This window comes from Arthrobacter sp. zg.Y820, assembly GCF_030125555.1.
Taxonomy (GTDB): Bacteria; Actinomycetota; Actinomycetes; order Actinomycetales; family Micrococcaceae; genus Arthrobacter_B.
This window is the reverse complement of record NZ_JASKLX010000012.1, coordinates 113742-127606: the sequence shown is the minus strand read 5'-3', so window position 1 is coordinate 127606 and position 13865 is coordinate 113742. Positions and strand designations below refer to the sequence as shown.

Below are 13865 nucleotides of genomic sequence, written 5' to 3'. Positions count from 1 at the left end.
TGGAAAGGCACGGGCACACACCACACCGCAGACTCCACGCCACGTAAGGACTGCCCCATGGCACGCAAACTTCTTCTGCTGCTTTCCGCGCTTACCCTCTCGCTGCTGGCCCTATCGGCCTGCAACAACGACAACGAGACCGGAGGCGGCTCGTACTCGTCGGACAATGAAGAGGCCACCTCGTCCCCCAGCCCGGGGTCGGAATCCCCGGATACGGCGGCGGCCTGCGACTCCGCGTCCCCCGGCAGCGCGGCGCAGGAAAGCTGCGAGGCGCAGGGCGTTCCGGGAACCACCCAGAACGCCGAGCGGTGCGGCGCCACCACGCCCAGCCCGATTGCCAGCGGCATCATTCAGGGCACCTTCGGCCCATACTGCGACAATGCGATCGCCAGCACTTACGACACCACGCTGGTGCCCGACGGCGCGGACACCACCGTCACGATCGACTCGACCGACGCCGCCACCACCCTAGAGATGATCGCGCGCGGCTTCAAGGGCAACACGGAGTTCGACGCCACCCTGCATGAACGCCTGTGCGGCGCGTCCCCCGCGGACGCCGGGGAGGAGTACGAAGACCCCCGGAGCGAGGAATCGGATGAGCTGAGCCTGGACTTCACCACGGACGGGACCGGCAACTCCACCGCCAGCGTCACAGTGCCGTGGGTCCTGCCCGACGACGGCATCGGCCGCTCGCTGCTGATCACCCTCGACGACGACGCGACACCGAGCCCGAGTCCTAATGACGACGACGACCGGGCCGTCGCCTGCGTCAGCCTGGAGCGGTGACCTGCTGGAAGTCCGGCCACCCGCGGGAACCCCATTTCGGCGGGAACACCGTTTCGGAGCTGGGGACCGCCGGAGATTAGGATGTTGCTGGGCCGGTGAGCCGTTTGCATCTGCACGCGTGCCGCCGGCAAGACAGCACACCTATCTGGAGGACCCATGGCTTTGAACGCCTCGACCACCCTGCCCCACGACGTCCGCACGGTTACGGACACGTTCGCCAGCGAGGACTTCCTGCGCAGTATCAGCGAGCATGTGGGCGGCGCCCTCGTGTCGGTCAGCGTCGACGGCGACACGACCGGCCCGTTTGTGCTCACCGCCGTGCGCACCCTGCCGACGGACCGGCTGCCGGACATCGCCAAGAAGTTTGTCGGCGCCTCGCTGACTGTGACGCAGACGGAAAAGTGGGCGGCTCCGGCTGCCGACGGCTCCCGCGAGGCGTCGGTGGACCTCTCGGTGGGCGGCGTGCCGCTGAAGGTCAACGCCACGCAGCGCCTGGTCGCCGTCGGCGGCGGCACCCGCGTGGACGTGGACGGCAAGGTCAGCTCCTCGATTCCGTTCCTGGGCGACAAGATTGCCCAGCAGGCTGAACCCATGATCGGCAAGGCCCTGACCCTCCAGGCCGGCCAGGCCGGCAAGTGGATCGAAAGCCGCAAGGCCTGATCCGTGGATAACAGCATTGTCCTGCCCACCGCCCTGGCGGTCATCCTCATCATCGGAGGCTTCTGGAGCCTGATCGTCTGGCCGCCGTACCTGATCGAGGCCTACAAGAGCCCCCGCGCCCGGGACGAAAAGGGCGCCCCCACCCGGTACCTGACCGTGAACCTGATGAAGGCCACCACGTCCATGCTCTTCGGATTGGTCACCATCATTGTTGGTTTCCGGGGGCTCATGGGCTAAACCTGCCCGTCGGTGCCAGAATGCGAATACCCCGTTTCCTGCGGAAGGAGTTCCATGGCACCGGAGCAGCAGAGCCAGCCCGACGACGGCACTCCGGCGCCGCCGCCCGCCAGCGGCAGCACGGTCCTGGGCCGGTCCAGCTATCCGGAAGTCCTGCGCATCCAGGCGATCCTGCGCAAGGAAACGGTCGGCGGCATCCTGCTGCTGATCGCCACGGTGGCGGCGCTCATCTGGGCCAACTCCCCGGCGTCGGGCTCCTATTTCGCCATCCGTGACTTTGAATTCGGCTATGAGCCCTGGCACCTGAAGCTCAGCGTCGGCGAGTGGGCCGCCGACGGGCTGCTGGCCGTCTTCTTCTTCCTGGTGGGGCTGGAGCTGAAGCGCGAGTTCGTCGCCGGCGACCTGCGCCAGTTCAGCAAGGCGATAGTGCCGGTGGCCGCGGCGGCGGGCGGCGTCGTCGTTCCCGCGCTGATCTACGTGGCGGTGAATCTGGTGGCGGGCTCGGACGGGCTGCGTGGCTGGGCCATTCCCACCGCCACCGACATCGCGTTTGCCCTGGCCGTGCTGGCGGTGATCAGCTCGCACCTGCCCTCGGCGCTGCGGATCTTCCTGCTGACCCTGGCCGTGGTCGATGATCTGCTGGCGATCACCATCATCGCGTTCTTCTACACCGAGGACCTGCACCTGCTCTATCTGGCGATCATGCTGGTGCCGCTGGGCCTGTTCCTGTACCTGGCGCAGAGCAAGTCGCGGATTCTCGCCGCCCATCCGGCGTCCGCCTGGCTGATCCTGCTGCCGCTGGGGCTGGTGGTGTGGGCGCTGATGCACGTTTCCGGGGTGCATGCCACGGTGGCCGGGGTGCTGCTGGGCTTCTGCATTCCGGTGCTGCGCCGCGACCCGTACGGCAAGCCCGTGCAGCCGGGACCGGGCAAGCCGGGGCTGGCGGAGATTTTCGAGCACCGGTTCCGGCCGCTGTCCGCCGGTTTCGCGGTGCCGGTGTTTGCGTTCTTTTCCGCCGGCGTCGCGATCGGAGGTTTCAGCGGCCTGGGCTCGGCGCTGGCCGATCCGGTGGCGGTCGGCATTCTGGCCGGGCTGGTGGCCGGCAAGCCGCTGGGCATCCTGGCCACCACCTGGCTGATCACCACCGCCACCAAGGCCCGGCTCGATGCCAGCGTGAAGTGGATCGACCTGCTCGGCATCGGGATCCTGGCCGGCATCGGCTTCACCGTGTCGCTGCTGGTCAACGACCTCAGCTTCGATCCCGGCACCGAGCACAATGACCACGCGAAGGTCGCCATCCTCGCCGCGTCGGTCACCGCTGCGGTGCTGGCCTCCATCCTGCTGCGGATCCGCAACCGGCATTACCGGACTGTGGAGGACGCGGAGTCCCGGGACGCGGACGACGACGGGATTCCGGATGTTTACGAGGACGACGACGGCGGGCGGTAGCGGCTAGGGGCGGAAGTACGGTAACCCGGCTGGGCACGGAGCACTGCCGAACATGCTGCGATGTGTGCCAGCCGAAGGCTGCACGGGCTCAGGAACAGGGATAGTTGGTCCAGAGAGTCGTCGAGTAGAACATCTGCAGTGGTGTACTGACTTCAGACTTGAGGGACCTCGCCACTACATCGTCCCCAATTCGGGTGATACCTCTGCCTTCCGTCACAACAATGGCGGTCCTCATCGTGACTGTTAGTGGAAAACGGGCGGTGAAGGTCGCCCCGAATTCCTCACGAAGCGCTGGCAGGTTGGAGGGTTCCACGCTTGATGACGCCAGCGGAACAGCGTACGAGACCGATTGGCCCCTCGACTGGAAGGTCAGAATGTACTTCGCCTCGGGATCAACACCCGCAGCGGGGCTCCACTCCACTCGGTTGGGCGAAGCTGTGACACAGCGGGCGGCTGACGGAACGGGAAGGGCATAGCCTGTCGTCCCGACAATGCTCACCGCACGGCTCTGACTCCACCACGCGTACGCAGCGGTCCCGCCGAGCCCCAGCACCACTGTCAAAATGAAAGCAATGGCGGCCGTTCGGAAACCCGGCTGGACTCGGAGCCGGGCGAACCAACCCAGCCCAGCTTCGGGCAGATTTTCCTCGGCCGGTGCAGCCCCCACCTGCTTCTTATTCATGCCTGCCTTTTTCGTACACGAAGAACAACTGCGGCGCAGAAAACCACCGACATACCTATCAGGAGCGTACCCGAGAGCGACCGGATGATTGGCTCCACAGTGCTCTGGAAACCAGCAGGTACGATTCCGGCCGGGGGCTGCTGTTGGGGCGGGACAACAGCCTGAGGCTGGCGCACGTAAGCGGGGCGTTCCGGCAGCGCAGCCGGGAAAACGCTGTTGGTGGTTGTTGCAAGACGGGGTCCCGATATCGCGGAAAGAGCCACCAGTTCCGAGGTGGACGCGGCTGTGCCCGTTGGGGCAGGGTTGCCTGGATGTGCTTCCGATTCGGCGGGCGGCTGGATCGGACCGCTCAGAGCAGCACAGGCTTGGCGGGGTGCAGCATCTTTGGATTCCAGGAGGAAAACCACGTCGAAATCAGCCGTGCGGTTCATGGTGTCGTTCGGGGCATCGGCGGAAAGATCGACGACAAGGCTCAGGTTAAGTTGCTCTCCGGATGCAAGGTCCCGCACCTGCGGGACGTCGGTGCAGCTGCCCTGGGAGCCCAAGGCAACCCGGTCCCCGGGGGCCGCTGCCAGTCCGGCCGTCAGGCCCAGCTGCCGGTCGAGCTGTGGGTCGGAACGAACCATGACGGCAGCCGAGGACAGGCGTGCAGGTTCATCGCTGTTGTTGCGAATCCAGATGGTGGCACCAGCCGAGGCCCCAGGTACGTATTGAAACGCTTCCTTGAAGATAGGGCCAGTCATCGTCCGTGAATACGTCACACCGTCGAGACTGAATTCGAGATAGTCATCGGCCGCGAAAGCGCCGGGCGCTCCGGCCAGGGAAACGGCTACAGCAACAGCACCGACGGCCGATGCGCCGATCAATCGCCGGCTCCGTCCCCTCGTGGATGCTGTGGACCGGTTCATGAGACGGTGGCGTGCTTTCGAGTTTCGACACGGTGGCGGGTTGAGGTGTTCTCGCGAGAATGGTCGTGGTCACAGCCGTCACAGTCCGTCAGGATGGGATCGCCGTGCTCGAGGAAATCGGAGCCGCTGTCAGTGGAAGAACCGAAGCTGGGGAAGATTGTGTCGTCGTCGGGTCCCTGCTCGGTCGGGCCTTCCGTGGACCCGCCGTCGTCGTTATTGCGCTTCTTGGCCAGGGCACCGCGGACCAGAGCAACCACTCCGTATCCCATCAGGGCAAAGGCGCCCCATTGGGCAATCGCACCGCGGTCGGAGTTGCCCAGGCCGTTGGCAATGAAGCCGACAAACGGGACCGCGTAGAAGAGCTTTCCCTTGACCTGGATTTCACGCACGGGCAGTTCGTCTTCAACGTCGTTGTTGTCGCCCTTGGTGGTGAAAACCGTTTCTCCACTCTGCTCCGCGCTGATGGCGGTGATGCGGTGGGTGATGACGGCGGGAGAGCCGGATTCAATCTGGTAGGTGATGACGTCGCCGATGCGCAATTCCTCGAAGGGAATGGGCTTGACCACGAGGAAGGTTCCCGGTGCGTACTTCGGGGCCATGGAGCTGGTGAGGACGCTGTAGGTCTGTGAGCCGGTGAGCATCGGAACGACAACCAGGGCGAGGGCAGCCAGGGTTGCGAGGCAAAGCGCGATGTAGCTGACACAGGTGCCGATGAAGCTCAGGGGGCTGGCTTTGACTTCCGCTTTCCTGCGACCGCTCATGGTTCTTCCTGTCCTGTTGATCGTTGGTGCTACTGGGCTGCTCAAACGGGCAGCTGGGCTACTACCAGGGCCGGCTGCATACTGAAGTTCCGCCCCAGGTATTCCGCCGGTGTGGTTCCGCTGAGTTCCGCTTTCAGACAGATTCCCTGCGGGATGCTCTTTGCGAGTATCGGCATTTTCGGGGCCGTTGAATACGAACCGGCTCCCACCAGGTCACAGTTTGTTCCTGCTGTAACTGCTGCTGCTTTGACCGTCAGATGGCCGCCGAAGCCGTTGACCGCGCCCAGGCCGGTCAGGCTGGCCTGAAGCTTCAGCGGGGAATTTGCCGTGACGTTGACGTTGTTCGTGACCTCAAAGTATTTGACAGCCGGCTTGCCGCCGCGTGTGAGCTGCCCGGCCGCAAAATCAATGGGCGTTGTGGTCATGTCCGCACCGTTGATCAGGATGCTGAAGTCCGCTGCCTGGATGGTGCCGGCGTTGGACGGTGCTGCTGCGTTCCACAGTGCGTAGCTTCCCTGGACCGTCATGAGGCCAAGCACCACGGCGGCAAAAATCAGACCGGCCGCTTTCAGTGCTCGAAGACTCTTCACGGAATTCATCTCCAGGGGGAACAGGCTGTGCGCGGAGCGTGTGCACCGCGCACAGCCAGGGGTTAGAACAAGGTGGCGTTAGCCGGTGTTAGTTGGTGGGAGCGGGCGTGGCTGAGGCGGTCGGCGCCGGCAGAACCTGCTGGTCCAGCTTGTAGGAGATGTTCTTGAAGTCGGCCAGCGCCTTGACGCTGCTGCGCAGGTCCGTGTCCTGCTTGAAGGTGAACTTCGCTGAGGCGGTTACCTTCTGGGTGGGCGTTTCCTTGCTCGACTCGATGATGGCGTCCTTCAGGTCTTTACCTGCAGCGTCCTTGACGACCACGTTTTCGACCGTGATGTTCTGGTCCACGAAGGTGCTGGAGGGGATGTTCTGGATGGAGAGTTTGGCCTTCATCAGGTCGCCGACCAGCGTGACGTCCATGGTCTGGCTGTAGGTGAGGACATCACCGGGAACCACCTTGTAGTCCGTGACAGCGTTGGTCGGATCCAGGTCCACCACAGTGCCGTAGGCGTTCTTCCACACACCGGGCTGGGTGGTCAGTTCCAGGTCACCGGCTGCGATCTGACCGGCATTGGCTGCCTGCGTCTGGTTCCAGACTGCCAGGGTTCCGCCGCCGCCGAGCAGCAGTGCAGAGCCGAGACCGATTGCCAGTGCGCCTTTAGCCATCTTGTTCATTGTGTTCCCCTTGTTCGTTGTGCTTGAAACTTTTCGGCCTAGGAAGGTTTTCCTTGCCGCTGGGTATTACTTTGCCGCTCCGTCCTCAAGAAACAACGCCGTCTTCCCGCAGGGTTCTAGCAACGTTTGGCCAAAGCTCAAGGGCCGCACAAGGTAACCTCAACAACAGCGCAATGAGCCGCGGAGTCATCCGAAAAACGGCCGTTCGCGCGCCGAATAGCACGCACAAAGCACCACAAGAGCACCGAACCAGTCTCAAACCAGCACGATCCGAAGCCCGAGGACATGACCACCAACACCCCGTTCCGCATCCTGACCGTCTGCACCGGCAACATCTGCCGCTCCCCCATGGCCGAGCGCCTGCTCCAGGCCGGCTTCGACGCCATGGCCCCCGGAGAGTTCGAGGTGGCGAGCGCCGGCACCGGCGCGCTGGTGGGCTCGGGCATCGAACCGCACGTCGCCGGTTTCGTGAACGTCTTCGGCGGGGACTCCACCAACTTCGCCTCCCGCCAGCTCAGCACCAACATCCTGGCCGGCCAGGACCTCATCCTGGCGCTGAGCCGGGCGCACCGCAGCAAAGTGGTGGAACTAGCGCCCGGTCTGCTGCGCCGCACCTTTACCCTGCGCGAGCTGGCCCGGCTACTGCCCCAGGTGGACGGACAGCACGACGTCGACGCCTCCCAACGCTGGACGGCGGCCCTGTCGCGGGCGCTGCGGCTGCGCTCCGCCAACCCGGTGGGCCCGGAGGAGGACGACGTCGTCGACCCCTACCGCCGCAGCGAAGAGGTGTACCAGCAGATGGTCCACGAGCTCGCCCCCGCCGTGAACACGCTGCTGTCCTGGGAACGCCGGCACCGGTGACGGACAGCCGACCCGCGCCGTTCCCGCCGCCGCCTCCACCGCCTCCGCAGCCCTCGCCGCCGCCCCAGCCCTCGCCGTCGCCGCCGCGCCCGTCCCGCAGAGTCCGGCAGCGCCGGACGCTGGCTGCTCTCTTCCTCCTCTATATAGGGGTGCTGGCGCTGATCGTGTTCTGGCCCTCCCCGGTGGACCAGGGCTCCGCCGGAACGCTCGCGGCCGTGCTGCGCAAGCTGCATGGACTCGGGGTGCCCGGCTGGGTCAATTACTCCTTCGTCGAGAATCAGGCCAATGTCCTGCTCTTTGTGCCCTTTGGCCTGCTCGCCGCCGCCTGGCTGCCCGAACGGCGGATCTGGTGGGCCGCCGCCGGCGGCATCGTGGCCTCCTGCCTGATTGAAGCCACCCAGGCCCTGCTGCTGCCCAACCGCTTCGCCATGATTTACGACGTCACCGCCAACTCGCTCGGCGCTGCCCTGGGCTGCATCGTTGTCTACGCCTGGCGCTCCCGCCGCAGTACCTCCCGCCGAGATGGCAGTAAGTCCTCGTCTGAGCGCTGAGAACTGCGCTTACTGCCATCTCGCGGGGAGGTAAACAGGGAGGTAAATACCGGGACGCAGAATCTTGTCCCGATCTTGCGTTTTCCCGGGGGCAGTTCCTGAGCTAACGCTGGCATTCTCTTAACATCAAGTCCCATCACCCAGCACCGCCGCCTCCAGCGCGGCCCCACCGAGCGGAGGTCCCCCATGGTTCCACTGGCATCCGCGTCCGTCGTCCCGTCGCGGCCGACTCCCGGTTCCCGGCGATGATCGCCACCGCCGAGCACGGCCCCGACCTGATCGCCCGCGAACAGCTGCTCGACCTCACCGATGCCGTGGGCCCGGCCTCGTGCCGCGAGTTTGTCGGCAATTACGTCGCCCTCTGGGAATCCCGCTATGAGCGCCTGCACCGCGCCGTGACGGGGGCCGACGACGCCGCCGCCATGGACGTGGTGCTCAGCATCAAGATCTCCAGCGAGATGGCCGGAGCGATGCGCCTCGCCGCCCTGGCTTCCGCCGCCCAGCAGTGCCTCGTCCGTTCCGGTGCCGTGGACCTCGCTTCCATGCTCGGCGTGATCGCCGCCTGCGGCCGGGAAACCATGGCCTGCCTGCTCGCGTCCCTGGACTAGATCGCAGGCCGGCGCCGGTACCCTGAGGTGACGGCAGTTCGCTTACCAGGGAGAAATTCACCAACGATGTCACGGCTCGCCACACGCGTACTGTCCTCCCTGGGCCTGCAGACGGAGTTCTACGAGCTGTCGCTGAACCAGCGGATCAAGATTGCCCACGGTCCCCTGGTGATCACCGTCATCCTGCTCTGCGCCATCTACGCGTTGCTGCTTCCCGAAGTCCTGCACCGGCCGGCGTTCCAAACCGGCCTCGTGCTGCTGCTCCTGATCACCGTGGCCGCCGCCGTCGTTCCGTGGAACCGCTTCTGGTATCCGACCTACTGGATCCTGCCGCTGATGGACTTCGTGGCCATCGGCTTCCTGTACAACGGCAGTCAGGGCCTGGCCCTCGGCGTTTATCTGCTCTCCGTCTTTCCCGTGTTCTGGATGGCCTGGTCCCGCGTCTCCACTGTGGGCGCCCGCGTGCTGAGCTTCGTCGGGCCGCTCATCATCGTCTGGTATCCGGCCTTTGTCTCAGAGATACCCATCACCGGGCAGCGCCTGGCCGCACCGATCCTGGGACCGCTGGTCACCCTGGCCGTCGCCGTGACCGTCACCCTGGTGCGGCAGGACATGGCCGCCCAGCAGGCGGCACTGGCGCACAAGGACGAGCTGCTGGAAAAAGCGCTGGCCGAGAGCACCGAACGCTCCGAGCTGCTCGACGTCGTCCTGAACGCGATCGACGTCGGCGTGCTGGTGGTCGGCGCCAACGGGTCGGCGGTGCACAAGAATGCCCGGATGCAGGTGCTGGATGACCGCGTCCGGCCCGCCGGCATGAAACACACCCAGGAGCAGGACCTGCTCTTCTTCGGCGCCGACCGCACCACCGCGCTGGCCCCGGACGAGCGGCCGGTCGGCCGGGCGATGAAGGGCGAGTCGTTCCAGGACGTGCTGATCTGGTCCGGTCCCGCCGGCCACCAGATGGCCCTGTCCTGTTCGGCGCGCATCCTGCGCAACGAGAACGGGTTCAACGGCGCCGTCATCACCTTCAACGACATCACCGCCCTGGCCGATGCCCTCCGGGCCAAGGACGATTTTGTTTCCAACGTCTCCCACGAGCTGCGCACTCCGCTGACCTCGATCATCGGGTACCTGGACCTGGCGCAGGCGGAGGCCGAGGACACCGGGCTCACCGGAACCATTCCGCAGGCGCTGGACGTCTCACTGCGCAACAGTGAACGCCTGCTGAGCCTGGTTTCGGACCTGCTGACGGCGGCCTCGGGCAGCGTGGCCCTGGATCCGCGCCCCTTCTCGGTGGATGCGGGGATCAGCGCCGGCCTGCGGTCGGCCTCGCCCCGGGCTGCCGCAGGCGGCGTCGTCCTCGCCGCCGAACATGCGCCGGGGCTGACCGTCCACGGGGATCCGGGACGGCTCGCGCAGGTGATGGACAACCTGCTCTCCAACGCCATCAAGTATTCGCCCGACGGCGGCACCGTCACCGTGCGGGTCTGGACCGAGCCCGGCCGCGCGTTCCTGCAGGTTCAGGACACGGGCATGGGCATGGACGACGCCGACCAGAGGGAGCTGTTCACCAAGTTCTTCCGCACCGGTGCCGTGCGCCGGGCCGGCATTCCGGGCGCGGGCCTGGGCCTGGCCATCACCAAGAACATTGTCGAAGCCCACGGCGGCACCATCTCGCTGTGCAGTGAGCCCGGCCGCGGGTCCACCTTCACCGTCGCGATTCCGCAGCCGCAGCCGCCGGCCGGCACCTTCGCGCCGGATGTCGAGATCGCCAAAACAGCTTCGTCCTTGGAGTGAATGCAGCCACAATGGCTGTGTCGCACCAAACCAAGGAGAAACCGCCATGGCCAAGTACCTATTGCTCAAGCACTACCGCGGCGGCCCGGCAGCGCTCAATGATGCGCCGATGGACCAGTGGACGCCGGAGGAAATCTCCGCCCACATGCAGTACATGCAGGACTTCGCGGACCGGCTGACGGAAACCGGCGAGTACCTCGACGGGCAGGCGTTGTCGCCGGAGGGCACGTTTGTCCGGTACGACGGCGAGGGCCGTCCGCCGGTTACCGACGGTCCGTTCGCGGAGACCAAGGACCTGATCGCCGGGTGGATGGTGCTCGACGTCGACAGCTACGACCGCGCGGTCGAGCTGGCCGGGGAACTGTCCGCGGCTCCGGGTCCGGCGGGCCAGCCGATCTACGAGTGGATCGAGGTCCGGCCCTTCCTCAGCCCGCCGCTGACCGTTACGGAATGAGCCCGTCGTGGCTGACGCCGCCGTCCCGAACGAGGTGCTGCTGCGGGCGCTGATCCCGCAGGTGATCGCCGTCGTCGTCCGCCGCGGAGCCGACTTCGCGGCGGCGGAGGACGCGGTGCAGGAGGCCCTCGTGGAGGCGCTGCGGAAGTGGCCGGAGCAGCCGCCGCGGGATCCGAAGGCGTGGCTGGTCACCGTGGCCTGGCGCAAGTTCCTCGACGCCGTGCGCGCCGAGGACTCGCGCCGGCAGCGCGAGCTGCGGGTGCGGGCCGAGCCCGCCCCCGGGCCGGCCGGAACCGGTGACGACACGCTGCAGCTGTACTTCCTGTGCGCGCATCCCTCGCTCAGTGCGTCCTCGGCGGTGGCGCTCACGCTCCGCGCCGTCGGCGGGCTGACCACACGGCAGATCGCCGCCGCCTATCTGGTGGGAGACGCCACCATGGCGCAGCGGATCAGCCGGGCCAAGCGCCTGCTCGCCGGGCGCCGCTTCGACTCCCCCGGTGACGTGGGCACCGTGCTGCGGGTGCTGTATCTGGTGTTCAACGAGGGCTACTCCGGGGACGTGGATCTGGCCGCCGAAGCCATCCGGCTGACCCGCCGGCTGGCCGCCGGCATCGATCATCCCGAGGTGAGCGGGCTGCTGGCGCTGATGCTGCTCCATGCCGCCCGGCGTTCCGCGCGGACCGGTCCCCGCGGCGCCCTGATTCCGCTGACCGAGCAGGACCGCAGCCGCTGGGACACCGCGCTGATCACCGAGGGCGTGGACGTGCTGCAGCGGGCGCTGGCCCGCGACCGGCTGGGCGAGTATCAGGGGCAGGCAGCGATTGCCGCGCTGCACGCCGACGCCCGCACGGCCGGGGAGACCGACTGGCCGCAGATCGTGGAGTGGTACGACGAGCTGGTGCGGCTCACCGGCAGTCCGGTGGCCCGGCTCAACCGCGCGGTCGCCGTCGGCGAGGCGGACGGGCCGCGCGCCGGGCTGGCGGCCCTGGCCGCGCTGGATCCCGGGCTCCCCCGGCACACCGCCGCGCTGGCGTACCTGACCGAGCGCGACGGCGACCCGGCGGCGGCGGCGCGGCTCTACGCCGCCGCTGCACGTGCGGCGCCGAATGTGCCGGAGCGCGACCATCTGACGCTGCAGGCGGCGCGGCTGAATGCTGAGCTGCGCGGGACCTGACGGCGCGGCGTCAGGTCCCGGCGCCGGCCCCGGCTTGGCGCACTGTCTCCTGGACCGTGCCCGGATTCCCCCGCCACGGTGGACCGTGTCCGGGCAGCACCCAGACGGCGTCGACGTCGGCGAGCCGGCCGAGGGATTCCAGGGCCTGGTCCGGGTCGTCGGTGAAGGGTGCCGGCTGCAGGCCGGTGCGGCCGGTCAGCACATGCCGGGTGGTGAGCGCGTCGCCCACGAAGACGGCGTCGGCTGCCGGCACGTGCACGGCGACGCTGCCCGGTGAGTGGCCCGGCATCGCGATGATCCGCGGTGAGCCGGGCAGCGGCAGCACGTCGCCGTCGGCCACTTCGGTGACCTCGGTGAGGGAGGCGGTGCGCCAGCCTTTTTTGCGCAATCCGTAGGCCAGGAAACCCAGCATGGGGCCGAGCTTTCTTGGCCCCATCGCCGGTTTCGGCTTGTCGCCGCCGCGGGCGCGCTCGGCGTCGGCGGCATGGACGAAGACGGGGACGCCGTACTCGCGGCGCAGCTTCTCAGCGAAACCGATGTGGTCGCTGTCGCCGTGGGTGAGCACCAGGCCGCGGATGTCCCCGGGAGTCCGGCCCATGGTTTTCAGTTCGTCGAGCAGCTCCGGCCAGTGTCCGGGGAGTCCGGCATCGATGACGGTGACGCCGTCGTCGGTGTCGATGAGGTAGGCCGCCACAATGTCATTGCCGATGCGGTGCAGGTGCGGGGCGAGCTTCATCGGAGCTCCTTAGAGGTGAGACGCGGGTTTCCGTCGGGTCTCATCTAAGCGCTGCCGGGTTTCGGCGGCAAGCGTTGCAGGCTTAGCGGGCCGGTGCCAGCCGGTATCCGACGCCGCGGACCGTTTCCACCCAGCGCGGCGAGCGGGAGTCGTCGCCGAGCTTGCGGCGGACGTTGCCCACGTGGACCTCGACGGTGCGTTCGTCGGCTTCGCTGATGAAGCCGCCGGCGTCGTATTCGTCGCCGCGCAGCCGGCGCACCAGGTCGGTTTTGGTGCGGACCCGGCGGCCGCTCTCCAGGACGGCATGGAGCAGTTCAAACTCGGTGCGGGTCAGTTCCACCGCTACGCCGTCAATTTCGGTGGTCCGGGTGCCGAAGTCCAGGCTCAGGCCGTTGTGCTGAAAGTGCCCGGCCTCCTTGGCCTCGGGAACGGCGGGCGCCGCGGCGGCGGGGGCGGTGTCGGTGATGGCCGTCGTCGTCGAAGCAGCGGAACCGACGACAGCCGCTTCCGGGACCGCGGGGTCGGGAGCCATGTCGGCGTTTTCGTCGCTGGTACGGGGGCGGCGCAGCATCGCGGAGATGCGGGCGCGCAGCTCGCGCGGGCGGAAGGGTTTGGTGATGTAGTCGTCGGCGCCGGCCTCCAGACCCATGAGGGTGTCGAGCTCCTCGGCGCGGGCGGTCAGCATGACAATATACGCGTCGGAAAACAGGCGCAGCTGGCGGATCACTTCAAAGCCGTCAATGTCCGGCAGGCCGAGGTCCAGGGTGACCACCGTGGGATTGTGCGTGCGGACTGCTTCCACGCCTTCGGCCCCGTTGGGACTGGTGAATACCTTGAATCCGGACTGCTGCAATACCGCATTTAATAGATCGCGGATATCTTTATCGTCTTCGATGATGACTGCAACGCGTTGTGTATCCATTTTTGGCTGATTTTTC

The 13865-nt window shown here is 66.8% G+C and carries 17 protein-coding genes; 10 read left to right on the top strand and 7 right to left on the bottom strand.

The genetic code is table 11. The features are described 5' to 3' along the window. The first annotated feature begins 57 nt into the window (after positions 1–57). The 4 genes from QNN99_RS14410 to nhaA all read left to right on the top strand — a co-directional run bounded on the left by QNN99_RS14410 (position 58) and on the right by nhaA (position 3132). On the top strand, positions 58–786 hold the full coding sequence (locus QNN99_RS14410; RefSeq protein WP_229967289.1) for a hypothetical protein: 729 nt from the start codon (positions 58–60) through the stop codon (positions 784–786). A 156-nt stretch (positions 787–942) separates the two neighbouring features. Next, on the top strand, positions 943–1446 hold the full coding sequence (locus QNN99_RS14405) for a DUF2505 domain-containing protein (protein WP_229967287.1): 504 nt from the start codon (positions 943–945) through the stop codon (positions 1444–1446). A 3-nt stretch (positions 1447–1449) separates the two neighbouring features. After that, positions 1450–1683, top strand: coding sequence for an SCO4848 family membrane protein (locus QNN99_RS14400; protein ID WP_229967285.1), 234 nt, complete (start codon positions 1450–1452; stop codon positions 1681–1683). 54 nt (positions 1684–1737) lie between these two features. Further along, positions 1738–3132 carry a Na+/H+ antiporter NhaA gene (gene nhaA / locus QNN99_RS14395; RefSeq protein ID WP_229967283.1) on the top strand — a complete coding sequence of 465 codons (1395 nt, stop codon included), beginning with the start codon at positions 1738–1740 and terminating at the stop codon, positions 3130–3132. A gap of 88 nt (positions 3133–3220) precedes the next feature. Here nhaA and QNN99_RS14390 read toward each other — a convergent pair whose 3' ends face one another. From QNN99_RS14390 to QNN99_RS14370, 5 genes are all read right to left on the bottom strand, one after another. Continuing rightward, the gene (locus tag QNN99_RS14390; RefSeq protein WP_229967281.1) at positions 3221–3814 is read right to left on the bottom strand and encodes a hypothetical protein; all 594 of its coding nucleotides are present in this window, start codon (positions 3812–3814) and stop codon (positions 3221–3223) included. Further along, positions 3811–4680 (bottom strand): hypothetical protein, encoded by an 870-nt coding sequence (locus QNN99_RS14385; RefSeq protein WP_229967280.1) that lies wholly within the window; start codon positions 4678–4680, stop codon positions 3811–3813. Before QNN99_RS14385 ends, QNN99_RS14390 begins: the two co-directional genes overlap by 4 nt. Before the next feature lie 38 nt (positions 4681–4718). Then, positions 4719–5483 (bottom strand): signal peptidase I, encoded by a 765-nt coding sequence (locus tag QNN99_RS14380; RefSeq protein WP_229967278.1) that lies wholly within the window; start codon positions 5481–5483, stop codon positions 4719–4721. Positions 5484–5524: 41 nt separating this feature from the next. Then, positions 5525–6073 carry a hypothetical protein gene (locus QNN99_RS14375; RefSeq protein WP_229967275.1) on the bottom strand — a complete coding sequence of 183 codons (549 nt, stop codon included), beginning with the start codon at positions 6071–6073 and terminating at the stop codon, positions 5525–5527. Positions 6074–6161: 88 nt separating this feature from the next. Further along, entirely contained in the window at positions 6162–6737 is a 576-nt protein-coding gene (locus tag QNN99_RS14370) for an alternate-type signal peptide domain-containing protein (protein ID WP_229967273.1), read from the bottom strand. A 294-nt stretch (positions 6738–7031) separates the two neighbouring features. On the opposite strand from QNN99_RS14370, the gene QNN99_RS14365 reads away from it, so the two are divergent. The 6 genes from QNN99_RS14365 (at position 7032) to QNN99_RS14340 (ending at position 12191) form a co-directional block, all read left to right on the top strand. Beyond that, entirely contained in the window at positions 7032–7607 is a 576-nt protein-coding gene (locus QNN99_RS14365) for an arsenate reductase/protein-tyrosine-phosphatase family protein (protein ID WP_229967271.1), read from the top strand. Beyond that, on the top strand, positions 7604–8158 hold the full coding sequence (locus QNN99_RS14360; RefSeq protein ID WP_229967269.1) for a VanZ family protein: 555 nt from the start codon (positions 7604–7606) through the stop codon (positions 8156–8158). Before QNN99_RS14365 ends, QNN99_RS14360 begins: the two co-directional genes overlap by 4 nt. Before the next feature lie 245 nt (positions 8159–8403). Continuing rightward, a complete protein-coding gene (locus tag QNN99_RS14355) occupies positions 8404–8766 on the top strand; it encodes a hypothetical protein (protein WP_229967267.1) in 363 nt (120 codons plus the stop codon). 66 nt (positions 8767–8832) lie between these two features. After that, on the top strand, positions 8833–10563 hold the full coding sequence (locus tag QNN99_RS14350) for a sensor histidine kinase (protein ID WP_229967265.1): 1731 nt from the start codon (positions 8833–8835) through the stop codon (positions 10561–10563). Between the two features lie 46 nt (positions 10564–10609). Then, positions 10610–11017: a YciI family protein gene (locus tag QNN99_RS14345; protein ID WP_229967263.1), complete on the top strand. Its 408-nt coding sequence runs from the start codon at positions 10610–10612 to the stop codon at positions 11015–11017. Between the two features lie 7 nt (positions 11018–11024). Further along, positions 11025–12191, top strand: coding sequence for an RNA polymerase sigma factor (locus tag QNN99_RS14340; protein ID WP_229967261.1), 1167 nt, complete (start codon positions 11025–11027; stop codon positions 12189–12191). 10 nt (positions 12192–12201) lie between these two features. Here the strand turns inward: QNN99_RS14340 and QNN99_RS14335 are convergent, their stop codons facing one another. Further along, positions 12202–12927: an MBL fold metallo-hydrolase gene (locus tag QNN99_RS14335; protein ID WP_229967259.1), complete on the bottom strand. Its 726-nt coding sequence runs from the start codon at positions 12925–12927 to the stop codon at positions 12202–12204. A gap of 82 nt (positions 12928–13009) precedes the next feature. Beyond that, complete coding sequence (locus QNN99_RS14330; protein ID WP_229967257.1) at positions 13010–13849, bottom strand: response regulator transcription factor; 840 nt, start codon at positions 13847–13849, stop codon at positions 13010–13012. Positions 13850–13865 lie beyond the last annotated feature (16 nt).